General features: G+C 54.5%; 26 protein-coding genes. 9 read left to right on the forward strand and 17 right to left on the reverse strand.

Annotation, left to right across the window (positions count from 1 at the left end; all coding sequences use genetic code 11):
- Window positions 1–12: 12 nt before the first annotated feature.
- The 3 genes from MWU61_RS12425 to greA are packed head-to-tail and all read right to left on the reverse strand — an operon-like array spanning window position 13 to window position 2,416.
- Window positions 13–942: an AEC family transporter gene (locus tag MWU61_RS12425; RefSeq protein WP_247128695.1), complete on the reverse strand. Its 930-nt coding sequence runs from the start codon at window positions 940–942 to the stop codon at window positions 13–15.
- A complete protein-coding gene (locus tag MWU61_RS12430; protein WP_247128696.1) occupies window positions 939–1,919 on the reverse strand; it encodes a hypothetical protein in 981 nt (326 codons plus the stop codon). Before MWU61_RS12430 ends, MWU61_RS12425 begins: the two co-directional genes overlap by 4 nt.
- A gap of 26 nt (window positions 1,920–1,945) precedes the next feature.
- On the reverse strand, window positions 1,946–2,416 hold the full coding sequence (gene greA, locus MWU61_RS12435; RefSeq protein ID WP_247128697.1) for a transcription elongation factor GreA: 471 nt from the start codon (window positions 2,414–2,416) through the stop codon (window positions 1,946–1,948).
- A 183-nt stretch (window positions 2,417–2,599) separates the two neighbouring features.
- Here greA and MWU61_RS12440 point away from each other — a divergent pair, with 183 nt between their 5' ends.
- From MWU61_RS12440 to MWU61_RS12455, 4 genes are all read left to right on the forward strand, one after another.
- On the forward strand, window positions 2,600–2,980 hold the full coding sequence (locus tag MWU61_RS12440) for a hypothetical protein (protein WP_247128698.1): 381 nt from the start codon (window positions 2,600–2,602) through the stop codon (window positions 2,978–2,980).
- A 179-nt stretch (window positions 2,981–3,159) separates the two neighbouring features.
- A complete protein-coding gene (locus MWU61_RS12445) occupies window positions 3,160–4,806 on the forward strand; it encodes an electron transfer flavoprotein-ubiquinone oxidoreductase (protein ID WP_247128699.1) in 1,647 nt (548 codons plus the stop codon).
- Between the two features lie 146 nt (window positions 4,807–4,952).
- Window positions 4,953–6,662 (forward strand): tetratricopeptide repeat protein, encoded by a 1,710-nt coding sequence (locus MWU61_RS12450; protein ID WP_247128700.1) that lies wholly within the window; start codon window positions 4,953–4,955, stop codon window positions 6,660–6,662.
- The gene (locus MWU61_RS12455) at window positions 6,652–7,515 is read left to right on the forward strand and encodes a 4-(cytidine 5'-diphospho)-2-C-methyl-D-erythritol kinase (RefSeq protein WP_247128701.1); all 864 of its coding nucleotides are present in this window, start codon (window positions 6,652–6,654) and stop codon (window positions 7,513–7,515) included. The genes MWU61_RS12450 and MWU61_RS12455 overlap by 11 nt, the downstream gene beginning before the upstream one ends.
- Before the next feature lie 5 nt (window positions 7,516–7,520).
- On the opposite strand, the gene MWU61_RS12460 is transcribed toward MWU61_RS12455, so the two are convergent.
- Window positions 7,521–8,519, reverse strand: a complete 999-nt coding sequence (locus MWU61_RS12460; protein WP_247128702.1) for a polyprenyl synthetase family protein — start codon at window positions 8,517–8,519, stop codon at window positions 7,521–7,523.
- 54 nt (window positions 8,520–8,573) lie between these two features.
- On the opposite strand from MWU61_RS12460, the gene MWU61_RS12465 reads away from it, so the two are divergent.
- The 3 genes from MWU61_RS12465 to MWU61_RS12475 all read left to right on the forward strand — a co-directional run bounded on the left by MWU61_RS12465 (window position 8,574) and on the right by MWU61_RS12475 (window position 9,835).
- Window positions 8,574–8,789 carry a DUF2007 domain-containing protein gene (locus tag MWU61_RS12465; protein WP_247128703.1) on the forward strand — a complete coding sequence of 72 codons (216 nt, stop codon included), beginning with the start codon at window positions 8,574–8,576 and terminating at the stop codon, window positions 8,787–8,789.
- A complete protein-coding gene (locus tag MWU61_RS12470; RefSeq protein WP_247128704.1) occupies window positions 8,786–9,547 on the forward strand; it encodes a methyltransferase domain-containing protein in 762 nt (253 codons plus the stop codon). Before MWU61_RS12465 ends, MWU61_RS12470 begins: the two co-directional genes overlap by 4 nt.
- 120 nt (window positions 9,548–9,667) lie before the next feature.
- On the forward strand, window positions 9,668–9,835 hold the full coding sequence (locus tag MWU61_RS12475) for a YdcH family protein (protein WP_247128705.1): 168 nt from the start codon (window positions 9,668–9,670) through the stop codon (window positions 9,833–9,835).
- 55 nt (window positions 9,836–9,890) lie between these two features.
- Here MWU61_RS12475 and gcvA read toward each other — a convergent pair whose 3' ends face one another.
- The gene (gcvA, locus tag MWU61_RS12480) at window positions 9,891–10,814 is read right to left on the reverse strand and encodes a transcriptional regulator GcvA (protein WP_247128706.1); all 924 of its coding nucleotides are present in this window, start codon (window positions 10,812–10,814) and stop codon (window positions 9,891–9,893) included.
- Window positions 10,815–10,927: 113 nt separating this feature from the next.
- Here gcvA and MWU61_RS12485 point away from each other — a divergent pair, with 113 nt between their 5' ends.
- Window positions 10,928–11,074 carry a hypothetical protein gene (locus tag MWU61_RS12485; protein WP_247128707.1) on the forward strand — a complete coding sequence of 49 codons (147 nt, stop codon included), beginning with the start codon at window positions 10,928–10,930 and terminating at the stop codon, window positions 11,072–11,074.
- Between the two features lie 129 nt (window positions 11,075–11,203).
- Here MWU61_RS12485 and phbB read toward each other — a convergent pair whose 3' ends face one another.
- The 3 genes from phbB to MWU61_RS12500 all read right to left on the reverse strand — a co-directional run bounded on the left by phbB (window position 11,204) and on the right by MWU61_RS12500 (window position 14,173).
- Window positions 11,204–11,926: an acetoacetyl-CoA reductase gene (gene phbB / locus MWU61_RS12490; protein WP_247128708.1), complete on the reverse strand. Its 723-nt coding sequence runs from the start codon at window positions 11,924–11,926 to the stop codon at window positions 11,204–11,206.
- Between the two features lie 111 nt (window positions 11,927–12,037).
- Window positions 12,038–13,213, reverse strand: coding sequence for an acetyl-CoA C-acetyltransferase (locus MWU61_RS12495; RefSeq protein ID WP_247128709.1), 1,176 nt, complete (start codon window positions 13,211–13,213; stop codon window positions 12,038–12,040).
- Window positions 13,214–13,375: 162 nt separating this feature from the next.
- On the reverse strand, window positions 13,376–14,173 hold the full coding sequence (locus tag MWU61_RS12500; RefSeq protein ID WP_247128710.1) for an EAL domain-containing protein: 798 nt from the start codon (window positions 14,171–14,173) through the stop codon (window positions 13,376–13,378).
- Between the two features lie 74 nt (window positions 14,174–14,247).
- On the opposite strand from MWU61_RS12500, the gene MWU61_RS12505 reads away from it, so the two are divergent.
- Window positions 14,248–14,802, forward strand: coding sequence for a DNA-3-methyladenine glycosylase I (locus MWU61_RS12505; RefSeq protein ID WP_247128711.1), 555 nt, complete (start codon window positions 14,248–14,250; stop codon window positions 14,800–14,802).
- On the opposite strand, the gene MWU61_RS12510 is transcribed toward MWU61_RS12505, so the two are convergent.
- The 9 genes from MWU61_RS12510 to MWU61_RS12550 form a co-directional block, all read right to left on the reverse strand.
- Entirely contained in the window at window positions 14,799–15,242 is a 444-nt protein-coding gene (locus MWU61_RS12510; protein ID WP_247128712.1) for a molybdenum cofactor biosynthesis protein MoaE, read from the reverse strand. The genes MWU61_RS12505 and MWU61_RS12510 overlap by 4 nt on opposite strands.
- A gap of 1 nt (window position 15,243) precedes the next feature.
- Window positions 15,244–15,489, reverse strand: a complete 246-nt coding sequence (gene moaD / locus MWU61_RS12515) for a molybdopterin converting factor subunit 1 (RefSeq protein ID WP_247128713.1) — start codon at window positions 15,487–15,489, stop codon at window positions 15,244–15,246.
- Window positions 15,489–16,154 carry a CDP-diacylglycerol--glycerol-3-phosphate 3-phosphatidyltransferase gene (pgsA, locus tag MWU61_RS12520; protein ID WP_247128714.1) on the reverse strand — a complete coding sequence of 222 codons (666 nt, stop codon included), beginning with the start codon at window positions 16,152–16,154 and terminating at the stop codon, window positions 15,489–15,491. The genes moaD and pgsA overlap by 1 nt, the downstream gene beginning before the upstream one ends.
- Window positions 16,155–16,246: 92 nt before the next feature.
- Window positions 16,247–18,139 (reverse strand): excinuclease ABC subunit UvrC, encoded by a 1,893-nt coding sequence (uvrC, locus tag MWU61_RS12525; RefSeq protein ID WP_247128715.1) that lies wholly within the window; start codon window positions 18,137–18,139, stop codon window positions 16,247–16,249.
- A 310-nt stretch (window positions 18,140–18,449) separates the two neighbouring features.
- Window positions 18,450–19,226 (reverse strand): SDR family oxidoreductase, encoded by a 777-nt coding sequence (locus tag MWU61_RS12530; protein WP_247128716.1) that lies wholly within the window; start codon window positions 19,224–19,226, stop codon window positions 18,450–18,452.
- Window positions 19,226–20,182 carry a calcium/sodium antiporter gene (locus tag MWU61_RS12535; protein WP_247128717.1) on the reverse strand — a complete coding sequence of 319 codons (957 nt, stop codon included), beginning with the start codon at window positions 20,180–20,182 and terminating at the stop codon, window positions 19,226–19,228. Before MWU61_RS12535 ends, MWU61_RS12530 begins: the two co-directional genes overlap by 1 nt.
- A gap of 168 nt (window positions 20,183–20,350) precedes the next feature.
- Window positions 20,351–21,145: a S49 family peptidase gene (locus MWU61_RS12540; protein WP_247128718.1), complete on the reverse strand. Its 795-nt coding sequence runs from the start codon at window positions 21,143–21,145 to the stop codon at window positions 20,351–20,353.
- Between the two features lie 40 nt (window positions 21,146–21,185).
- Window positions 21,186–21,947, reverse strand: a complete 762-nt coding sequence (locus MWU61_RS12545; protein WP_247128719.1) for an ABC transporter permease — start codon at window positions 21,945–21,947, stop codon at window positions 21,186–21,188.
- Entirely contained in the window at window positions 21,944–22,864 is a 921-nt protein-coding gene (locus MWU61_RS12550; protein ID WP_247128720.1) for an ABC transporter ATP-binding protein, read from the reverse strand. Before MWU61_RS12550 ends, MWU61_RS12545 begins: the two co-directional genes overlap by 4 nt.
- Window positions 22,865–22,873 lie beyond the last annotated feature (9 nt).

The following is a 22,873-nucleotide window of genomic DNA, read 5'->3' on the forward strand; positions in this document are numbered from 1 at the left end:
GCTATCTGAGCGTTAAAGACTTGTCACCCATCCGATGACGAACGGGATCGTAAGTATGCTGAGCACCGTTGAGACAAGGATCGCGGCGGACACCCGCGCGGGGGCAACTGCGTAGTGCTGCGCGATGATATAGACGTTGCCAGCAACGGGCAGTGCTGCTGTTGCGATCATCATGCCCGCCGCAATTGGATCAACATGGAACACGAACAAAGCGGCGATGCCAACGGCGACTGGATGCAGGACGAGTTTGCAAAAAGTCAGCCAGCCCGCGACGCTCATCCGTTCTGCTGATTTGCCAGCCAATGACCCGCCGATGGCAAACAATGCGCCCGGTGTTGCTGCGGCCCCAAGAAGCGTCAAAAAACTGATCGCGGGTTCTGGCAGGCGTATTTCGAGGCGCGACATCACAAGTCCCAGCGCAATCGATACAACCATCGGGTTTTTCGCGACACCGACCGCCACGGTTTTCAGCGTGCCCAAACGTAACCGCCCGTCACGCGACCCTGTGATCAGGATCACGACCAATGATCCAAAGAACACCAGATCAACGGCCAAGATCATCATGATCGGGCCGATTGCGCCTTCGCCCAAAAGCAAAGCCAGCATCGGGATGCCCAAAAATCCGACATTCCCGATAATCGCGCACTGCGCCTCAATCGCTGCTTCTGCGATTTTCAGGCCGCGGATGACCGACACCAGCGTCGCCAAAGCGTATATTGCAAACGACCCGACGAAGTAGGCGGCGACGAAGTTCCAGTCGAGCACATCAGCGAGGTCAAGCGATCCGGCGAAGAGCAAAAGCATCGCGGGCAGCGCGAAATAGAACACGAATTTGGTCAGGTGACCGATTGCATCCGAGCTGAAAAATCCTGTCCTTACAGCAGCATAACCTAGGGCGATAAGCCCGAAGAACGGCAAAGTCTGTAAGAAGACTGCGATCAATCGAACGCCCCCGTCACCCGACCGAGTAACATGAATGCGCGGGCTGTGCGGGTGTCGGACATTTCAACCAGTTCGGCGTCTGTTGCCACAACTTCGAATGACACGAGCATCTTGTCGAAATGGCGCAGAAAATGATGGCAGGCGTCACGGAAAATCGGATCTTCGCGCATCCGCGCTGTGGTCAGCGCCAGCGACGTGCGATCCCGCACACCACCCAGCGCACCGATGGCACGGCCCCGTTCACCTTGGGCAAACCGCCGCCACAGTTCGGGACGTGACCGATCAGGTGCCAGATCATCCATGTAGATGCCGTCTTGTGACAACAGCGTCAGCACGTCTTGGCTGGCTTGCACGAGTTGCCGCGCCGACCGATCCTTCAGCGCCTTGCGCAGGGCAGCAAAGCCAATAGCGTCGCCTTCGGTATCAGGGAAATTCAACGCGCGGATCAGATCAACGCGGGGCAGCGGCGGGGTGTTATCCTCTGGCTGGACCTCTAGACCCAATGCAGGCTGTTCCGGCTGGATCGTTTTCGCAGACGTGATTTCCAACTTGCTGCCGCTTTCACGTGAACTGGTGAAAGTAGCCAATGGCACATCCGGCTTTTTTGTCGCTTGAGCGATCTGGTTCAGTTTGCGTTCGACGGACGCCTTTGACGTCAACGGATTGCCCTGCTTTTCGGTCATGACGTTTTCGCGCAGATCATCGATGGCGCTGTGCAACATTCGCGCCTCGTCCCGCATAATTTTCGCAGACCGCGCAGCCACAGCCGCCACCCAGATCATCGCCACAGGCAGGAACAGCGCGATCAACGTCAGCACAAACCGCAGGCTGTCAAAGCCCGTTTCCGCAGGTTCGCTTGGCACAACCAAGAAAAAGATGCTCACAGCCAGCATCCATCCCACCGAAAGAATCAGCGCGATAACTTCTGCACGGCTCGGCGTGAATGCCGCTGTGGTCATTTGAGGGCGTTTCGCCATGTTCGTCTCACCAAACCCAAACGGGTCTATTTGTAAGCGATTTCAACAATTTCGTAGCTTTTGACACCGCCGGGCGTGCGCACTTCGGCGCTATCGCCGACTTCTTTACCGATCAATGCACGCGCGATTGGCGATTTCATGTTCAACCGACCTTCTTCGATGTTGGCCTCATATTCGCCAACGATCTGATAGGTCTTTTCTTCGTCCGTATCTTCGTCTGCCATGGTGACAGTCGCGCCAAATTTGACGGCACCCTTCATTTTGGCCACATCAATGATGTCAGCCAATGAAATAACGCCTTCCAATTCCTTTACGCGCCCTTCGATAAAGGACTGCTTTTCCTTCGCCGAATGGTATTCTGCGTTCTCTGACAAATCGCCATGCTCGCGCGCCTCTGCAATAGCCCGAATAATCGTCGGACGTTCGACTGTCTTAAGGTGCTTCAGTTCAGCATCCAGCTTGTCAAAGCCAGCACGTGTGAGCGGGATTTTTTCCATAACAGCGACCCTTTTGGCCAAAATTCTACATCGGACGTTCATAGCCTATTTGGGGAGAGCAAAGTCAAGTACAAGCGTCATCCATCGGCGAAACATTCCTGCTTCACTGGTGGAATTCCTGACTTTCGAACCTGCATGTCCCGTATAAAGTTCGGCTTACATTTTGATAGCTTAGAGAGATTCATGAAATACATCGCCCTTGCCGTCAGCCTTTTTGCGTCCCCTGTGGTTGCCCAAGATTTCGTCGCTGCGACCTATGCCGCCCATATTAGCGCTGATGATCTGACAAATTCATCCGGTGCCCGTTTGGGTGATGCGGCATCCGTCATCCGGCAGGACCGTGCCAACTATCATCGTTTTGGCCTAGCCGATGGTGAAGACAGCAACGATCCCTTGTTCGGCAGCGCTGATGCCCGCGCGAATATTCCTGCGATGATCCGTGCGGCCGGCGGTATCGCCCCTGATGTGGCCGAATGGATCATGCGCGGCAATGTCACCGTCTACATCAATATCTTATCCGACGGTGATGATTTCACCGGTTTGCAGGTTCTGATGGCTGGTTAATTTGCCGACATGGCGAGACATTGCGCGCCCCGTTCGGTGCACGGGGCGCTTTTTTGTGCGATATCGCCGCAGTCGGTCGTTTTACCGTCGCGTCTTGATTGCCCTGTTTTTGCGGATGCGTTAACTCGGTTCGCAACAATATTGCGGGGGTACGCCCCCAAAGGACAAAAAGGTGCGACATGGCCGATACTGAACGCGAAGCAATGGAATATGACGTCGTTATCGTCGGGGCCGGTCCTGCGGGCCTGTCTGCGGCAATTCGGCTGAAGCAGCTAGATGCTGACATCAACGTCGTCGTGTTGGAAAAAGGGTCCGAAGTTGGGGCGCACATCCTGTCCGGCGCCGTTCTGGACACATCAGGTATCGACAAGCTGATCCCTGATTGGAAAGCCAAAGGCGCACCGATCAATGTCCCTGTGAAAGAAGATAACTTCTACATGCTGGGCGAAGCGGGCAAAATCCGCGTGCCAAACATGGCGATGCCACCGTTGATGAACAACCACGGCAACTACATCGTATCGATGGGCAACGTCTGCCGCTGGATGGCAGAACAAGCCGAAGAACTGGGCGTCGAGATTTTCCCAGGCATGGCCTGTTCCGAACTAGTGTTTGGCGAAAACGGCGAAGTCAAAGGCGTCGTCGCTGGTGAATTCGGGATCGAAGCAGACGGATCCCACGGCCCGAACTACGAACCGGGCATGGAGCTGCACGGCAAATACGTGTTCCTGTCCGAAGGTGTCCGCGGATCGTTGTCCAAGCAAGTGATCGCGAAATACAACCTTGCCGCTGAATCGGACGTACAGAAGTACGGCCTTGGCATGAAAGAAATCTGGGAAATCGATCCGGCCAAGCACAAAGAAGGCACCGTGACCCACACGATGGGCTGGCCTTTGGGCAGTGAAGCGGGCGGCGGTTCTTTCATATACCACCTTGAGAATAACCAAGTGTACGTGGGTTTCGTGGTTCACCTGAACTACAAGAACCCGCACCTGTTCCCTTACATGGAATTCCAGCGCTTCAAACATCACCCGATGATCGCGGACCTTTTGGAAGGCGGCAAACGCGTTGCATACGGCGCACGTGCCATTACCGAAGGCGGATATCAGTCGATGCCGAAGACGGCATTCCCGGGTGGTATGCTGTTGGGTTGTTCTGCGGGCATGGTCAACGTACCGCGCATCAAGGGGAACCATAACGCTATGCTGTCGGGCATCCATGCCGCTGAAGCCGCGTTTGCGGCCATCGGTGCGGGTCAATCCGGCGACACGCTGGACAGCTACGACACAGAAGTGCGCGAAGGCCCGATCGGTCAAGACCTGAAAAAGGTCCGCAACGTGAAACCAATGTGGTCCAAGCATGGTTTGCTTGCGTCATTGGCCGTGGGTGGATTCGATATGTGGACGAACACATTCGGTTTCTCATTGCTTGGTACGCTGAAGCACGGCAAATCCGATGCGGAAGCCACTGAAAAAGCGCTGCGCCACAAGCCGATTGATTATCCAAAGCCGGACGGCAAGCTGTCGTTTGATCGCCTGACGAACGTCGCATTCAGCTTTACCAATCACGAGGAAAGCCAGCCTGCGCACCTGAAACTGGAAGACGCCAGCATTCCGGTAGACACAAACCTGCGTGACTTTGCAGGTCCATCAGCGCGGTATTGCCCAGCGGGTGTTTACGAATTCGTCGGCGAAGGTGCCGAGACCAAGTTCCAGATCAATTTCCAGAACTGCGTTCATTGCAAAACCTGCGACATCAAGGACCCCAGCCAGAACATCACATGGACCACGCCGCAAGGTGGCGACGGGCCAAATTACCCGAACATGTAACGATCAGCACGACACGATCAAAGGGCCTCGCAATTGCGGGGCCCTTTTCATATTCGCAACGATCCGCCCATTTTGGATCAATCATTTGCGTCGATCCGATTCGTCCCCTAGGCTTTGAGTTGGGCAGCAAAACAGGGGCGATAAGCTTGTTAAAACAAAAACTGCGCAGCACTTTGATTGCTGCACTCTTTACCAGCACTATGATCACGCCAGCCTTGGCCGAAGTTCCGAATGCTGGTGCGTATCTCGCAGCACGACAAGCCGCCCAATTTTCCGATTTTGAATACAGTGCCCGCTTTTATGCGCAGGCCCTTGTCGCTGATCCAAACAACGCTGTTTTGCTGGAAAACGCTTTGACCGCAAATATGTCGCGCGGCAAGTTTCAGGATGCAATTGCCATTGCGGACGGGATGATCGCGTTAGGGATCAATCGTCAGCATTCCAACATCGTCACCGCTGTCCAATCCGTGCAATCAGGCAATTGGGCCGATTTATTCACAGCCCTTGAAATGAATCGCACCGTCGGTCCCGTGGTGGACGGCCTGTCCCAAGGATGGGCGCATATGGCGCTGGGTGAGGTCGATGAAGCGCTGCAAAGCTTCGACGAACTGGGCGAATCCACTGGATTGCAGTCCTTCGGTGCGTATCACAAAGCGTTGGCTCTGGCCTCTGTCGGGAATTTCGACGCGGCTGTGCGCATCTTTGATCTGACAACAACCGACAGCGGGCTGCGCCACAACCGCCGCAGTGCGATGGCACACGCTCAAATTCTAAGCCAGCTTGACCGCCGCGATGATGCGCTTGCTGTAATTGATACAGTGTTTGGTGACAATCTGGACCCCGGATTGACCGATCTACGCAGCCGGATCGCTGATGGGTCCCCCACCCCATATGACGTCGTGACCAATCCGACCGAAGGCATGAGCGAAGTCTATCTGGCCGTCGCCGAAGCCCTGCGTGCCGATGTCCCCGAGAACTACACGCTTATCTACGCGCGTGCCGCCGAATTTCTGACGCCTGACAACACCGAAGTGTTGCTGTTGGTTGCCGATCTGCTGGAAGACCTTAATTTATATGGTCTCGCGAACGAAGCCTATACACGTGTATCGCGCGATGATCCGGCCTATGCCGTTGCAGAAATCGGACGTGCCGAAGCCCTGCGCAAGAATGGCAATTATGAAGGTGCTATCGAAGTGCTGCGCGCGATGTCGCGCTCTTACCCTGACATGCCGGGTATTTATGTAAGCTTGGGCGATACCCTGCGCCAATCCGAACAGACGCAGGACGCGAACGATGCATATAGTATGGCGCTTGATCTGTTTGACGCCAATGATCCGGCACGGTGGTTCGTTTACTACACACGTGCAATCACCCATCATCAACTTGACCAATGGGAACAGGCAGAATCCGATTTCCGGTCTGCGCTGCAATTCCGCCCTGACCAGCCACAGGTCTTGAACTATCTTGGCTATTCGCTGGTTGAACGGGGTGAAAAATTGGACGAAGCCCTCGATATGATTGAACGTGCCGTTGCCGTTCAACCGCAAAACGGGGCGATTGTGGACAGTCTAGGTTGGGTGCTCTTCCAAACGGGCCAATACGAAGACGCCGTTGGCCATCTTGAAAATGCAGCCGCGCTCGAAGCTGTGGATCCGGTGATCAACGATCATTTGGGCGATGCCTATTGGGCCGTTGGTCGCGCCACCGAAGCACAGTTTCAATGGCACCGCGCCCTATCGTTTTCGGATGACACGAGCGAAGATGCAGCGCGGATCAGACGGAAAATTGAAATTGGCCTTGATGCCGTTCTGATCGAAGAAGGCGCAGACCCTATTAGAGTAGCTGATGGCAATTAAGAAAACGGTCGCTCCTGCCAAGGTGAACCTGACACTTCATGTGACCGGGCAACGGGCTGACGGCTATCACCTGCTTGATAGTCTTGTTGTCTTCACGGACGCGGGCGATCTGATCACGGCGACACCTGCGGATGGACTGACATTGACCGTCACCGGACCCTTTTCGGCAGGCGTGCCCACTGACGGGACAAACCTGATCCTGCGGGCCGCTGAAACATTGCGGCGGATGCGCGGCGTGATCAAAGGGGCCGCCATCACGGTCGAAAAACACCTACCGAACGAGGCGGGTCTTGGCGGCGGGTCATCTGACGCGGCTGCGACGCTAAAGTTGCTCGCGGATATGTGGGACGTCGAACCGCTACCTATGTCTGCACCCGAAATCGTTATGTTGGGCGCAGACGTGCCCGTCTGCCTCGCAGCACCTAAACCCATCCGTATGCAGGGCATCGGGCAGGACCTGACCCCTGCCCCACATTTGCCTAGCTGTGCGATGGTTCTGATCAACCCGAAGATTGCTGTACCGACCAAAGCAGTGTTTGACGGTCTGGCCAGCAAACAAAATCCTTCGATGGCAGATATTCCTGATAAGATGGATTTTGACACATTCACCGATTGGCTTGCCCGCCAACGCAATGACCTGCAGCCTGCCGCCATCAAGGCAGCACCTGTCATCCAATCAGCCCTTGATCGCCTGAACAAAATTCCGCAGGTCGCATTTGCTGGCATGTCCGGATCGGGCGCTACGTGTTTTGGCATTACCAAGAACATGGCCGATGCACGGCACGCCGCACGCATTATCCAAGTCGCTGAAATGGGGTGGTGGGTGACACCCGCGCAGATCCTAAGCGCCTAAAGGGCTTATGTGATACGCGCCACGACGTAATCAGCCAGATCAATCAACATTTCGCGGATATCCGTATCCGGCAGCAGGGCCAAAACGTTTTTCGCCTGCGCCACATAATCCAGCGCTGTTTGACGCGTTGTTTCCATCGTGCCGTGTTTCGCCAGTAACGCAATCGCGTGTTCAAGATCACCGTCTTCTTGACGGCCTTTGCCTATGGTTCGCGTCCAAAAGTCCCGTTCCACATCGTCAGCCGCTGCAATCGCGCGAATAACGGGAAGGGTCAATTTGCGTTCACGGAAATCATCGCCGACGTTTTTACCAGTCGCAGTTGTTCCGCCGTAGTCCAGCAGGTCATCAACAATCTGGAACGCGATGCCCAATGTGTCGCCGTAATCGAACAACGCCTTCACAGTCGCATCATCCTGATCAGCGATCACGCCGCCGACTTCCATCGCGGCAGAGAACAACGCAGCGGTTTTGCCGCGCACGACTTTGAAATAAATCTCTTCGGTGGTTGCCAGATCAGCAGCGGCAGTCAGCTGCAAAACTTCACCTTCCGCAATCGTCGCAGAAGCATTGGCAAGGATATCAAGGACCCGCATTGATCCGGTTTCGACCATCAACTGGAACGATCGCGCGAATAGATAGTCGCCGACCAAAACAGACGACGTGTTATCCCACAGCAGGTTTGCCGTTGGACGCCCGCGCCGTTGGTTGCTTTCGTCGACAACGTCATCATGCAGCAACGTCGCGGTATGAATAAATTCGACCGTCGCAGCCAAATGCACATGAAACGGACCATCGTAGCCGCACATCCGCGCCGCCGCCAACGTCAGCATCGGGCGCAGACGTTTACCGCCTGCCTCTACCAAATGTGCTGTCACTTCGGGGATTCGCGGGGCATGTTCAGACGCCATCCGCGCACGGATCATATCGTTGACCGCAGTCAGATCATCCGACAGCGCCGCTGCCAAGCGTTCGTGTGGTTTGGTGGCGGCGATATCAAGGCTCATCACGGTATCCGGCGGTTTATGGACAAAGATACTCTCGCATCTTACGTCAGGACTATGAAAGAACTTTTGCGCACCAACGACCCTACAGTCATCGCCCTCGCTACGGCCCTTCTGGATAGCGAGGATATAACCGCATTCCAGTTCGACGTAAACATGAGCGTCATGGAAGGTAGCATAGGCATAATGCCGCGCCGTCTGATGGTCGCAGACCGTGATTTGTTTATGGCACAGGCGATCATGCGCGACGCAGAGATCGATTTGGGCCAGTGACCGAAAACACGACAAATGATACATTTCTGGGGGGTAAGGTCCACGCCTTACAACCAAAGAAGGGATTTCGATCCGGTATTGATGCCGTCCTGATGGCGGCAAGTGTGCCTGCAAAAACGGGTGAAACGGTTCTGGAAATTGGCTGCGGGGTTGGGGTGGCATCACTATGTCTTGATGCACGCGTGACCGGATTGCAGATGACCGGCGTCGAACTGCAACCCGAATATGCTGACCTTGCTAAGCAGAACGCGGCGACGGCTGGTGCTGCGATGCAGGTTGTTTGCGCTGATTTACGGAATCTGCCCGCGAACTTGCGCCAACAGCAGTTCAATCATGTGATGATGAACCCCCCCTATTATGATCGGGCCCAAGGACACGCATCGCAGAACGCTGGCCGTGATGTGGCGCTGGCGGGGGATACGCCGCTGTCTGATTGGCTTGATATTGGTGTACGTCGCCTTGCACCGAAGGGTACACTAACCATCATCCAGCATATCACCCGCCTACCAGAGGTATTGGCAGCCTTAACCGGAAGGTTAGGGTCGGTTATTGTGCGTCCAATTGCCGCCCATTCGCGCGCTGCGCCGGGCCTATTTTTGCTGCAAGCGATCCACAGCGGCCGCGCACCATTTCATATGTCTGCCCCACTGATTATGCACGGGGACCTTATAAAAAAGGGCGATGCTGAAAGCTACACACCGCAAGTGAAGGCGGTTTTGCGCGATGGCGCTTCTTTCCCCATTCGTGACCCGCACTGATTAACGCTTCAGCAACCTTTTGGCGGCACGTTGCTTAGATCGCGTTTTGCTGCTCTGCGGCGTGACAGGTGGTCAAATCTGTGGTGCAGTGGTCGTGTTCACACATATTGGAGGATAATAATGAGCTTAAGTTCACACCTGCAGGAACTCAAAAAGAAGCACCAACACCTCTCGGACAATGTCGAGGTCATGCAGCGCAGCGCTGGGACCGACGACCTTGAGATCGCGCGTCTCAAGAAACAAAAACTCCACCTCAAAGAAGAGATTACGCGCCTAAGCGCCAGTTAATCTTGACGACTTCGGGTTGGCGCGGGTTGCGCCGACCCATCTTGGCAAACAGAAGTCAGGCGAATGTCCGTGTTTTTGTCAAAGCATCAATTGCCGCAACTTCTTCCCTGATCCATGACATGAGCCGTGCAACCTGCGGGCGATTCTCTGCTCCTTTTGCGCAGACAATCCGATAACTTGCGTGACCAGAAATCGCGAGATCAAGCGGCATGACCAGCCTGCCGTCGGTCAAATGTTTTTCCGATACCGAAATTCGCCCCAAAACAACGCCTGCCCCTGACAATGCTGCATTCACGGCATGGTCACTTTGGCTGAAATGCGTGCCTGCGGTCGTCGGCGGCTTTAGCCCGGCGGCCTGAAACCATGTGTCCCAATCAGCCGGTGGATGTAGAAACGTGATGTCGTCTTGGTGCAGCAACGGCAAATCCAAGATATCGGACGCTGTTTTGATCTTGTCCGCCAAGGCAGGCGCCACCATTGGGCACAGCCATTCTTCGATAATAGGTTCGCTATAGAACCCTTCGTCATCATGCTGGCTAAACCGGATTGCGACATCGACCTCGTCCCGCGTGAAATCCATCATCTTGAGGCTGGCAGAAAAGCGTAGGTCGATATCTGGATTGTTTTGCACAAACTGAAACAGGCGCGGCGCCAACCACTTGGACGTAAAGCTGGGGCCAGCCGTTACAGTTAAGGTTCTGTTATCATGTAAGCGTTTTGTAGCAGACCACGCCTTTGTCAAAGTTTCAAAACCATCTGCTGCACCGGGCGCCAAAATCTTTCCAGATTCAGTCAATTCGACAGCGCGGTTCAGTCGCCGGAACAGCGCATGGCCAAGATGTTCTTCTAACGATTTGATTTGAAAAGATAAAGCAGCAGGCGTCACATTCAATTCGTCCGCTGCTTTCGCGAACGACATGTGGCGTGCCGCAGCGTCAAACGCACGGAAGGCTGTCAAAGGGGGTAAACGATCAGGCATTTCACATTAGTATATCTTAACTGAAGCTATGAAAAGACTCGTTTGTCAGTTTTATTGCTGGGCCCCATAATAGACACAGATCAAATGAACTTGTTTCATCAGGAGTAAACGAAATGCACGCGATCACAACAAACGAAGCGACACGCAAAATCATCGAACGCGCCCACGCAGAGCGGAACGCAGCGATCCGCGCCTTCTTTGTCGCGATGTTCACACGTAAGCCAAACACTGCAGCAGGCGTTGCACCACAGGCGGCCTAAGACATTACCAACGCGTTCCTCCCACGCGTTGCAATATGATCCACGATCTTCCTCCCAGTCGATCGGATCACAAAAAAGGGCCGGTCATTGCGACCGGCCCTTCTTGTATTTCAGGTAAGGACCGCGTCCTTACGACATGTACTGACCGCCGTTTGCGGAAATTGTGGACCCTGTGATGAAGCCCGCATCGTCGGATGCAAGGAACACAACAGCGCGTGCGATTTCTGCAGCTTCGCCCAAGCGCCCCACTGGGATCGCTCCAACGATTGAATCCATGACTTTTTCCGGGATCGTGCTCATCATTTCGGTGTTGATGTAACCCGGTGCCACGACGTTCACGGTGATGCCAGCGCGTGCGCCTTCTTGTGCGAGCGCCTTTGTAAAGCCGATATCGCCCGCTTTCGCAGCCGCATAGTTCACCTGAGCAAACTGACCTTTTTGGCCGTTGATTGAAGAAATGGTAACAATACGGCCGAATTTGCGTTCGCGCATACCTGGCCAGATCGGGTGGGTCATGTTGAAGACGCCGGACAGGTTCGTGTCCATGACTTCTTTCCACTGGGTCGGTGACATTTTGTGGAACGGCGCGTCGCGGGTGATGCCAGCGTTGTTCACCAATACTTCGATTGGACCAACTTCGACTTCAACCTTTGCGATACCTTCGGCACAAGCTTCATAAGACCCAACGTCCCACTTGTAAGTCTTGATGCCTGTTTCAGCTGTGAATGCTGCGGCTTTTTCGTCGTTACCAGCATAAGTCGCGGCAACGGTGTAACCTGCGTCTTTGAGTGCTGTAGAAATGGCAGCGCCAATACCGCGGGAACCGCCGGTAACAAGTGCAACACGGGACATAGGATTCTCCTCCAAGAGATTAATGTTGTAACCAAATTATACAGATATGAATTTCTGCGCAATATTGTTACGCGACGGATGAGGGGTAACTTTACGCCACCCCTCGATTTTTTAGTCGCGCTCGACACACAGCGCGACGCCCATGCCGCCACCGATGCACAGTGTCGCAAGGCCTTTTTTGGCGTCGCGGCGCTGCATTTCGAACAACAGGGTGTTTAGTACGCGGCAACCTGACGCACCGATTGGGTGACCAATCGCAATTGCACCGCCGTTGACGTTCACGATTGCCGGATCCCAACCCATGTCTTTGTTCACAGCACAGGCCTGAGCCGCGAAAGCTTCGTTTGCTTCAACAAGATCAAGATCACCAACGGACCAACCGGCTTTTTCCAGCGCTTTGCGGGATGCCATAACCGGACCGACACCCATGATGGACGGATCGAGACCAGCCGTCGCATAAGAAGCGATACGGCCCAGCGGCGTGATCCCACGTTTGGCGGCGTCATCAACGGACATCAGCAATGTGGCCGCCGCGCCGTCGTTCAGACCGGACGCGTTTGCAGCAGTGACGGAGCCTTCTTTCGCAAAAGCAGGACGCATCTTTGCCATCGCTTCAAGGTTTGCGCCGTGACGGATGTATTCGTCTTGGTCGACGATGATGTCGCCCTTGCGTGTTTTCACGGTGAAGGCGGCGATTTCGTCTGCGAATTTGCCAGCTTTCTGCGCAGCTTCGGCTTTGTTCTGTGACGCGACCGCAAATTCGTCCTGCATGTCGCGGGAAATTTGCCATTGATCAGCAACGTTTTCAGCAGTTTGGCCCATGTGGTAACCGTTGAACGCATCCCACAGACCGTCGCGGATCATTGTGTCGATGTATTTCAGATCGCCCATTTTGTGACCGGCGCGCAGGTGTGCGGCATGCGGTGACAGCGTCATGTTTTCTTGACCACCAGCGGCAACGATAGACGCGTCGCCCAACTGGATGTGCTGCGCACCAAGTGCGACGGCGCGCAAACCGGAACCACATACTTGGTTAATGCCCCAAGCAGATGCTTCTTTTGGCAGGCCCGCATTGATGTGCGCCTGACGCGCAGGGTTCTGCCCTTGGGCGGCAGTCAGAACTTGACCGAGGATCGTTTCGGATACTTCAGCTTTGTCAATTCCAGCACGTTCAACGACGGCCTCAAGAATGGCAGCACCAAGATCATGGGCAGGAGTATTTGCAAAAGCGCCTCCAAAGCTGCCGACGGCAGTACGGGCAGCAGAAGCGATAACGACGTTGGTCATAGTGAGTCCTCTCAGATTTATTCTGTGATCAGACTGGAGCACAACGTGCATATAAGTACAGGCCCCAACCTGCGAATTGGGGCTTCTTTAAGGCTTAGTTTACGTTAGGGCAATAAGTTTCTGCAGCTGCATTGCTGCATTGCAGCATTTGCATGTCGTGTCTTAGATGTCGAATTTCGGGACTCCATAGTGGTATCCCTGCAAACAATCTGCGCCAAGCTGGGTCATAAATTCTGCTTCTTTTGCGGTCTCAACCCCATCTGCCACAACGAACATTTCGAATTGATGGGCAACCATGATCAAGGCTTCGGTCAGGACCTGATTGTCAGGATCTTCGTGGATGCCGCGCACGAAGCTCTTGTCGATTTTGACCAGATCAAAAAAGAATTCTTTCAGGTGCCGGAACGCTGTCATACCCGCGCCGAAGCCGTCCAAGGCAAAAGCAACGCCTTTTGGCTGCATCTCAACCATGAAGCGAATCATGATTTCGTGCAGTTCCATCGCGGACGTTTCGGATATTTCGAAGATCAGCCGATCACCTACGTTCTGATCGGTATCCAAACCGTCGCGCAGAATGTCGCGCCATTTGCCGTCCGCCAACGACCGCGCAGACACATTGATCGAAATACGTAAATCCGGCCGCTGGCGAAGCAGTGCAAAGGCATGCTGCAATGTCGTGCAATCCACTTCGCGTCCCAAATCATTTTCCCCGATGACCGACATGAAATGCGCGGCAGGGATGACCCGTCCGGCTTCGTCCAAAACCCGCACCAAACCTTCGTAGAACGCGATACCGGGCTTTTGCCCTGCCAGCATGATCGGTTGATACGCCATCCGCGTTCGTCCGGCCGCCAGCGCATCACTGACAAGCGTCAGAACATCGCTATCCCTACTGGCCATAGCAGCCTGAAACGGATCAAGAGGACGGTCATCGTCAGAAGCATTAGAAGGTGCGAGCATGTTGGCATCTCATCAGGGATGCGTCATTCTGCCCAGAAATCAGCTAATATGCAGTTAAGACAGGACGATCGACCATGGTAGAAAGATGTGGCTGGCCCGGCGATGACCCGATTTATCAAGCCTACCACGATACCGAATGGGGCGTTCCGGAATACGACAGCCGCGCGTTATGGGAAAAACTGGTCTTAGACGGGTTCCAGGCTGGGCTGTCATGGATCACAATTCTTAAGAAGCGAGACAATTTCCGCGAAGCGTTCGCAGGATTCGATCCCAATATCATCGCTGAATGGGGTGACGACGATGTCACGCGTTTGTTGGGAAATGCAGGTATCATCAGACATCGGGGCAAGATCGCGGCCACGATCACGAACGCACAGGCATGGCAAAGGATCGAAGCGGAACAAGGCTTTGACCGGTTCCTATGGGATTATGTCGGCGGCACGCCACTGATCAACAGTTTCGCGACCCAAGCGGATGTACCGACCCAAACACCGTTGTCTGTGCAAATTTCAAAGGACTTGAAGAAAGCGGGATTCAAATTCTGCGGCCCGACAATTGTCTACGCCTTTATGGAAGCCTGTGGTTTGGTGAACGATCACATCGTGACCTGCCACCGCCACGGGGCCTAGGACCAGCGATCCAGCGCCGCCTCGTCTTCGTCCTTGGCGGCGACCCAAGACGCGCCGTCGCCTGTCGTTTCTTTTTTCCAGAACGGAGCACGGGATTTCAGGTAATCCATCAAGAAATCAGCGGCAGCAAAGGCGTCTGCACGGTGCTTTGACGCAGTAGCGACCATCATGATCGGGTCCGTCGCTTGCAAAACACCATAGCGATGAATGACAAGCACATCGGCCAAGGACCAACGGTTCTGCGCCTCTACTGCAATCGCCTCAATCGCTTTCGCCGTCATGCCGGGGTAATGTTCGATTTCCATCCCCTGAAGACCGCCCGCAACATCGCGGACAAGACCCGTAAACGTCACAATCGCGCCGACCTCTGGCCGTGCGGTCGCAAAGGCGTTCAGTTCGGCGCCCGCGTCAAACACAGCGTCTTGCACCCGAACAATCACCTTAACCACCTGTCATCGGCGGAAAGAATGCGACCTCGCGGACACCGGCCAATGGCGCGTCAAAATCGGATAATTCTTGATCCAACGCCACGCGCAATGCGCTGACGTCGGCAAAGGCTGCAGCATACCGTTCTTCACGAGCAACCAGTTCAGCCACCAGATCAGACACGGTCACGGCCTGCGTTTCGATCTTTTCTTTTGGCAATCCGATCCGTTCTCGGACCCAAGCGAAATACATGACATCCATTACTTGGCCCCTTTTAGGTAAGGCATCGCTTTTCGGAGGTAATCAAGCCCAGTGATGAACGTCAAAACCGCGGCGATCCACAACAGGATGATCCCGCCATACCAGCTGAAATCCCATCCAAAGTTTTTCCAGCCGAGCCCAACAACGTCTTCAATCGTGCCATCCAGAATGCCATCAACCGTCGCCTGATCCATCCCGATCGTCTGTTCGATGATGAAGTGTTCGAACGCACCTTTCGCGAACAGAAATGCGATAGCGACCATTTGAGCTGTCGTCTTCCATTTGGCGAGGTTCGTCACCTTTAGCGTACCAGCCGTATCGCCCAAAAATTCGCGCAAACCGGACACAAACACTTCGCGGAAAATGATGATCGTTGCAGGCAGCAAAATCCAAGGGTTCATACCGGAAAATCCAGTGATGACGACCAATGCGATCACCACCATGGCCTTGTCTGCAATCGGGTCCAGCATCGCACCAAATTTGCTTTCCTGCTTCCACGCACGGGCCAGATAACCGTCAACAAAGTCGGTCACGGCCGCCACGACAAACAGGATCAGTGCAAACCAATCCGCGTATGGGCGCGAGAAATAAAGAAACATCAGCACCACACCGGGGGCTGCAAGAAGACGCAAAAGCGTCAGGATATTTGGGATGTTCCACTGCATGTCACTTACTTACCCAAACCACGGCAAAGTTGCCATACGCAACGCTGCCTCTCTTTCGGCCAGAAATATCTCCGCCGAAGGCATCATATCTTTCAGCCGTTCTCGTGGAAATAGTCGTAGATGGTCTGCGCCATGTTGCCGGACACGCCTTCCACGGCTTTTAGATCAGCAAGGTTCGCGCGCGCCACGGCCTTGGCTGACCCGAAATGCGCCAACAACGCTCGTTTGCGAGCCGCGCCGACGCCCGGCACATCATCCAAGGGGTTCGCTGACATCGCTTTGGCGCGTTTCGCGCGGTGGGTTCCGATGGCGAAACGGTGGACCTCATCCCGCATCCGCTGGATGAAATACAGCACCGGATCATTGTGGCGCAGCGCCATCACGGGTTTGCCCGTCCGGTGAAACACCTCTTTACCGGCATCACGTTCTTCGCCTTTGGCCACACCGACCATCGCGATATCGCTGACCCCCATCTGATCCATGATTTCGCGGACCGACGACACCTGTCCGGCACCGCCGTCGATCAGCAGCAGGTCAGGCCAAGCACCGCTTTTGCGTTCGGGGTCTTCTTTCAGCAAACGACCGAACCGCCGTGTCATGACTTCTTTCATCATGCCAAAGTCATCGCCCGGTGTCAGATCATCCCCGCGAATGTTGAACTTGCGATAATTGCTTTTCTCGAACCCTTCAGGTCCGGCCACCACCATCGCACCGACGGCATGGGCCCCTTGGATGTGCGAGTTATCGTAAACCTCGATCCGCTTGGGCGGCGCGTCGAGTGCGAACGCCTCGGCCAGCCCCTTAAGCAATTTGCTCTGCGTCGCCGTCTCTGCCATTTTGCGCGCCAGACTTTCGCGCGCATTGCGCAGTGCACTGGACACGAGTTCAGCCTTCTCGCCGCGTTGTGGCACGATGATTTCGACCTTGCGCCCCGCCTTATCCCCCAAGGCCTGCGCCATCAGGTCGTCGTTGTCCAAACCATGCGATAACAGCAGAACCTTGGGCGGTTCGCGGTTTGCATAGAACTGGCCAACAAAGGCTTCCATCACTTCTGCAAGATCTTCGTCACCGCTGATCCGGGGGTAGTAGTCGTGGTTCCCCCAGTTCTGGTTCGCGCGGATAAAGAACACCTGTACACAGGCCTGCCCGCCATCCACATGAAGCGCGATCACATCCGCCTCTTCGGTGTTTTGCGGATTGATGCCTTGCGCGGTCTGCACTTGCGTCAACGCCTTGATCCGGTCGCGCAACGCAGCGGCCCGTTCGAATTCCATTTCTTCAGAGGCTTTGTTCATCTGCGCGGCGAGCGCTTCTTGGATGCCCTTTGTACGGCCAGACAGAAACTTTTCCGCATCCGCCACAGTCTGTGCATAGTCATTTTCGGAAATCAGACCGCAACAGGGACCCGAACAGCGTTTGATCTGATACTGCAAACAGGGCCGCGTGCGCGTTTCAAAGTCGCTGTCGGTGCAATTGCGGATCAGGAACACGCGTTGCAACTGGTTCAGCGTCCGGTTCACGGCGCCAGCACTAGCGAAGGGGCCGTAGTAGTTGCCTTCTTCCTTCTTCGCGCCACGGTGCTTCTTAAGCTGTGGGAAAGCGTGGTTCTTGGACACGAGGATATTCGGGAACGATTTATCGTCACGCAACAGCACATTGTACCGTGGCTTAAGCTGCTTGATCAGGTTCTGTTCAAGCAGAAGCGCTTCGGTTTCCGTGCGCGTCGTTAAGAACATCATCGACGCGGTTTCACGGATCATACGGGTGATCCGCGCCGAATGCTGGGCGGACGGGCGTGAATAATTACTGACACGGTTCCGCAGATTGCGCGCCTTGCCCACGTAAAGCACCCGACTGTCCGCATCCAACATACGGTAAACACCCGGAGAACTGTCGATCGTCTTAAGATATCCGTGGATACGGTCGTAACCGGTCACGGTTTCTGCGACCTCGGCGTCGTTCTGATTATCGATCTCATCACTCATCGGTCACAGGTCCGTGATTCTGGGCTGCTCTGCATACAGCCGCGAAGGGAACAAGGGCAAAGGCATCCACGAGTCTTGTGGATAACTCAGTGGGCAAAACGTTAACACACCGGATTTTTCGTTGTTTTTAGGGGTGTTCATGTATCTGCCTAATTTTTGAGCACATTCTTAACGTCTTGTTATCTATGAATATTTTATTTACCTGTTGGCAAATTATTGATTTTATTCATAAAATATTTACATTGGTGAACGGAACAAACGCGTAGTGCACAACTTTGCGGGTTAAGTCTCAATTTTGGGGCCGATCCAGTTACTCAACTCCCGTCACGTCGGGCGTCTCCCACGCCAAATGCTGGCCGCCATCGACGCTAAGCATCTGCCCAGTCACAGCTTTGGCATCCAGAAAGTAACCTAAAGCCGCTGTAATGTCATCGGGATTTGCGCCACGCTGCAGAACCGTCGCAGCCCGTTGTCGATCAAACTGCGCCTGCGATTGGTTCGCGCCCTGCAACGTTGGACCAGGTCCGATCCCGTTCACGCGTACCTTAGGGGCAAGCCCCTGTGCCGATGTTTGGGTCAACGCCCAAAGCCCCATTTTCGCGATGGTATATGACGCGAATTCAGGTGTCAGTTTGTGAATGCGTTGGTCCAACATATTGATGATCAGCGCCTGTGCGACAGGTTCGTCGCGCGCATCGAGCTCTGGTTTCGGCGCTTGATCTGCAAATCCTTGGGTCAACACGAATGGCGCACGCAGGTTCGTTTCAATGTGGCGATCCCAACTGTCACGAGTCCCCGTTTTCAGGTCATCATGTTCGAAGATAGACGCGTTGTTAATCAAAACAGACAGCGGGCCGATAGCATCGACAGCACGACCGATCAGGCCCTGCGTCGCGTTTTCATCCAGTAGATCCGCTTGGATGGCGACCGCGTTCTGACCAAGGGCCTTAATCTCATCCACGACCGCGTTCGCACCTTTTTCAGACGACGCGTAATGTACCGCGACGTCATACCCACGCCCCGCCAAATACAGCGCCATCGCGCGGCCCAGTCGGGCACCAGCGCCTGTGACAAGCGCCCCCGGCATCAGGCGAGAACAAACAGCAGATACGCCACATAGGCAGCCGACAACATCACGCCCCACGTGCGGTTGATATCCACTTTCATGAAGACAAACGGGATCAACAGCAACGACGCGCCCAGCATGACCCACAAGTCAAACGACAGGAACTGCGGATCAACAGGGATCGTACCGACAAGTGACGCGACGCCCATGATCCCAAGCAAGTTGAACATGTTTGATCCGATAACGTTGCCCAAAGCCACGTCTGCCTGACGGCGCAATGCAGCCATCACAGTCGTAGCCAGTTCGGGCAATGACGTCCCAATCGCGATCAATGTCAGACCAATGACGGTTTCGGAAATGCCGAACTGACGCGCGATGTTCACCGATCCATCAACAAGAAGCGATGCGCCGAGCGGCAGACCAACGAGGCCTAACACCAGAAAACCAACGATTTTGCCCCAACCAAGGTTCGGGTCAGCGCCTTCTAACTCTTCCTCATCCTCTTCAGCTGCGCTTTCGGAGGATTGTTTGCGGTGCTTGTTTGCGGACATTGCGGCGTACGTCAGCATCGCTGCCAGTGCGGCCAGCAGTATGATACCAGACACCCAAGTCAAAGGACCCATCGCACAAAGCACGATGAACAAAACCGACGCCGCGATCATCTGAAGGTAGCTGTTGCGCGTGTCGCATTCGCTGGTGTGCATGACAGCCAAAAGCGCCGGAATACCAAGCACCAACAAAACGTTGGCCGTGTTTGATCCGACAACGTTGCCAAGCGCCAAGCCGGGCACGCCGTCCCAAATCGCCTGAATAGAGATCAAAAGCTCTGGTGCAGAGGTACCGAAAGCAACAATCGTCAACGACACGATCAAGGCAGGGACGCCCAAACGTAGCGACATGTTGACCGCACCTTTGACAAGGCTATCGCCCGCCAAGAGTAGGATAACCAGCCCTACGACGACATACACCCAATCCATTCCGTTCTACCTTTTCTTACAGGCACAACGGCCTTTACCAATTCTGTAACGCCCGCAGCTTTTACATTTTGCCGCTGCGAGTTGTTCCTGCCCCGGAAACCGCCATTTTCCGAACATGGCTAACACAGCCATGAAAGCAAGAAAGAGGAGAATAATCTTAAAAATCACTCAGAGGCCAAATCGCGCAAAAGCTGCGCGATCCTCTGCCAAGTAAACGGCGTCTTGCATCATCGACATGCCAAACCGTGACAACAGCGATTTCTTTTCGCCGTATTTGCGGAACCGGACTTTTTCGCCAAAACGGTCCTTCATCACAGGTACCAGATGGCCAAGTCCATCAACCAGCCCTTCTTTGATCGCGTTCCGGCCAAAGTAGACTTCACCGGTGAACAGATCAGGATTGTCGGACAGTTTGTCGCCGCGCCGCGATTTAACGTAGCTGATGAAAATGCCATGCAATTCTTCCAGCCAGCCTTTCAACCGCGTGATATCTTCTTCTTTTTCAGGCTTGAACGGGTCCAGCATCGATTTGGATTTCCCAGCCGTATGCACCCGACGTTCGATCCCGTAATTGCTGATGGCTTTATCCAATCCGAACCCGGCAGTGATAACACCGATAGATCCGGTCATCGAACTTTCATCGACAAAGATTTCATCCGCCGCACAGGCAAGCCAATACCCACCAGAGGCGGCCACATCTTCGACGAAGGCCACGACGGGCAAATCGTTTTCGTCAGCCAGCCTGCGAATACGTGCGGCGATCAACGACGATTGCGCAGGCGATCCGCCCGGGCAATTGATCTGCAAGGCGACCGCTTTTGGTTTGCCTCTGGTGAAGGCCTTTTCCAACACAGGCGCGAGGCTGACGTCATCCAGACCGCGCCCGCCATTGGTGATCGCGCCTTGCAGGCGGACAACTGACACGACGGGTTCAGACTTCATAAAGGGGATAAAGCGTTTCATCCCCCTCAAATAGGCCGCGGCTGCCCGTCCAGCAAGGGCGTCACTGCCGAATGCGCCAACCTGTGCGGAATATCCACCAGATTGCGGCGACACAGGCCCCGGTAAAAACCGCAATCGCGATCAAACTGATGCCAACCGGCACGTCAGCCACACCAAAGAACGACCAGCGGAAACCGGAAATCAAGTAGTGCACCGGGTTAAACAGCGTGATGGTCTGCCAAACTGGCGGCAGCATCGACGTCGAATAGAATGACCCACCCAGGAAGACGAGTGGCGTGATGACCAACAACGGGATCAGCTGAAGTTGTTCAAAATTGCCTGCCCAAATGCCGATAATAAACCCAAGCAGCGCGAAACTAAGCGCCGTCAGGAACAAAAATGCCAACATTGCCAACGGATGCGCGATGGTAATATCCACAAACAGATACGACGTGCCCAGAATGATCATCCCAATGATCAGCGCCTTAGTCGCCGCCGCCCCAACATAGCCAATTGTGATCTCAAGAAAATTCACAGGCGCGGACAATAGTTCGTAGATCGTCCCGATGAATTTGGGAAAATAAATGCCGAACGACGCGTTTGACGTGGCTTGGGTCATCACGGTCAACATGATCAGACCCGGCACGATAAATGCGCCGTATGGCACGCCTTCGACGTTTTCCATGCGGCTACCGATAGCAGCGCCAAAAACGACAAAATAAAGCGCCGTTGAGATAACCGGCGAGATCAACGATTGGGTCAACGTCCGAAAGAACCGCGCCATTTCGAAGCGGTAGATCGACTGGATAGCTATCAGGTTCATGCGTCTTCCTTCAAAAGACCAACAAAGATGTCTTCAAGACTGCTTTGTTCGGTCTGAATATCTACCATCTGAATGCTCGCCTTTTGCAGATCATTCAGAAGCGTGGTGATGCCGGTGCGTTCACCTTTGGTGTCGTAGGTGTAAGTGAGTGTCGTTCCGTCTGCCTCTAGCGCGTAACCGGCCAAGGCTGCGGGAACCGATGGTACTGGTTCGGACACTTCGATCTTCAACTGCTTTTGCCCCATCTGGGCCATCAAGTCGGCCTTGTCTTGGACCAACAGGATTTCACCCTTTGCGATCACACCAACACGGTCTGCAATGGCTTCGGCTTCTTCGATGTAGTGGGTCGTCAGAATGATCGTGACGCCGCTCTGCTTTAGCTTCGCGACCACGTCCCACATGTCCTTGCGTAGCTCGACGTCCACGCCTGCGGTTGGTTCATCCAAGAACAGCACACGCGGTTCGTGTGCCAACGCCTTGGCAATCAACACACGGCGTTTCATACCGCCGGACAACATCATGATCTTGTTGTCCTTCTTGTCGAACAACGACAGATCTTTCAGGATTTGTTCGATATATGCGTCGTTGCGCGGCTTGCCGAACAGACCACGCGTAAAACGCACCGTGCTCATGACCGTTTCGAACGGTTCAAGATTGATCTCTTGCGGAACCAAACCGATCAGGTCGCGCGCTTTGCGAAAATCGGTCTGTGTATCGTGACCGCCGACAGCAACAGACCCGGATGTTGGAACTGTGATCCCGCAAATCGTTGAAATCAGTGTGGTCTTACCAGCCCCGTTTGGCCCGAGAAGCGCGAGAATTTCACCTTCTTCAATTTCAAGCGACACGCCTTTCAGCGCCTCAAACCCGCCGGCATAGGCTTTGCGCAAATCGCACACGGAAACAATGGATGACATGAAGCGCCC

Source organism: Loktanella sp. F6476L (assembly GCF_023015725.1).
GTDB lineage: Bacteria > Pseudomonadota > Alphaproteobacteria > Rhodobacterales > Rhodobacteraceae > Yoonia.

Excerpts from the sequence above, each read along its gene's own strand:
- moaD (WP_247128713.1), bottom strand. The coding sequence starts at position 15,489 with ATGGATGTCATGTATTTCGCTTGGGTCCGAGAACGGATCGGATTGCCA.
- MWU61_RS12495 (WP_247128709.1), bottom strand. The coding sequence starts at position 13,213 with ATGACCAACGTCGTTATCGCTTCTGCTGCCCGTACTGCCGTCGGCAGC.
- MWU61_RS12455 (WP_247128701.1), top strand. The coding sequence starts at position 6,652 with ATGGCAATTAAGAAAACGGTCGCTCCTGCCAAGGTGAACCTGACACTT.
- MWU61_RS12500 (WP_247128710.1), bottom strand. The coding sequence starts at position 14,173 with ATGCTCGCACCTTCTAATGCTTCTGACGATGACCGTCCTCTTGATCCG.
- MWU61_RS12445 (WP_247128699.1), top strand. The coding sequence starts at position 3,160 with ATGGCCGATACTGAACGCGAAGCAATGGAATATGACGTCGTTATCGTC.
- uvrC (WP_247128715.1), bottom strand. The coding sequence starts at position 18,139 with ATGAGTGATGAGATCGATAATCAGAACGACGCCGAGGTCGCAGAAACC.
- MWU61_RS12485 (WP_247128707.1), top strand. The coding sequence starts at position 10,928 with ATGCACGCGATCACAACAAACGAAGCGACACGCAAAATCATCGAACGC.
- MWU61_RS12505 (WP_247128711.1), top strand. The coding sequence starts at position 14,248 with ATGGTAGAAAGATGTGGCTGGCCCGGCGATGACCCGATTTATCAAGCC.
- phbB (WP_247128708.1), bottom strand. The coding sequence starts at position 11,926 with ATGTCCCGTGTTGCACTTGTTACCGGCGGTTCCCGCGGTATTGGCGCT.
- MWU61_RS12460 (WP_247128702.1), bottom strand. The coding sequence starts at position 8,519 with ATGAGCCTTGATATCGCCGCCACCAAACCACACGAACGCTTGGCAGCG.
- MWU61_RS12545 (WP_247128719.1), bottom strand. The coding sequence starts at position 21,947 with ATGAACCTGATAGCTATCCAGTCGATCTACCGCTTCGAAATGGCGCGG.
- gcvA (WP_247128706.1), bottom strand. The coding sequence starts at position 10,814 with ATGCCTGATCGTTTACCCCCTTTGACAGCCTTCCGTGCGTTTGACGCT.
- greA (WP_247128697.1), bottom strand. The coding sequence starts at position 2,416 with ATGGAAAAAATCCCGCTCACACGTGCTGGCTTTGACAAGCTGGATGCT.
- pgsA (WP_247128714.1), bottom strand. The coding sequence starts at position 16,154 with ATGCAGTGGAACATCCCAAATATCCTGACGCTTTTGCGTCTTCTTGCA.
- MWU61_RS12530 (WP_247128716.1), bottom strand. The coding sequence starts at position 19,226 with ATGCCGGGGGCGCTTGTCACAGGCGCTGGTGCCCGACTGGGCCGCGCG.
- MWU61_RS12540 (WP_247128718.1), bottom strand. The coding sequence starts at position 21,145 with ATGAAACGCTTTATCCCCTTTATGAAGTCTGAACCCGTCGTGTCAGTT.
- MWU61_RS12535 (WP_247128717.1), bottom strand. The coding sequence starts at position 20,182 with ATGGATTGGGTGTATGTCGTCGTAGGGCTGGTTATCCTACTCTTGGCG.
- MWU61_RS12430 (WP_247128696.1), bottom strand. The coding sequence starts at position 1,919 with ATGGCGAAACGCCCTCAAATGACCACAGCGGCATTCACGCCGAGCCGT.
- MWU61_RS12465 (WP_247128703.1), top strand. The coding sequence starts at position 8,574 with ATGAAAGAACTTTTGCGCACCAACGACCCTACAGTCATCGCCCTCGCT.
- MWU61_RS12475 (WP_247128705.1), top strand. The coding sequence starts at position 9,668 with ATGAGCTTAAGTTCACACCTGCAGGAACTCAAAAAGAAGCACCAACAC.
- MWU61_RS12440 (WP_247128698.1), top strand. The coding sequence starts at position 2,600 with ATGAAATACATCGCCCTTGCCGTCAGCCTTTTTGCGTCCCCTGTGGTT.
- MWU61_RS12550 (WP_247128720.1), bottom strand. The coding sequence starts at position 22,864 with ATGTCATCCATTGTTTCCGTGTGCGATTTGCGCAAAGCCTATGCCGGC.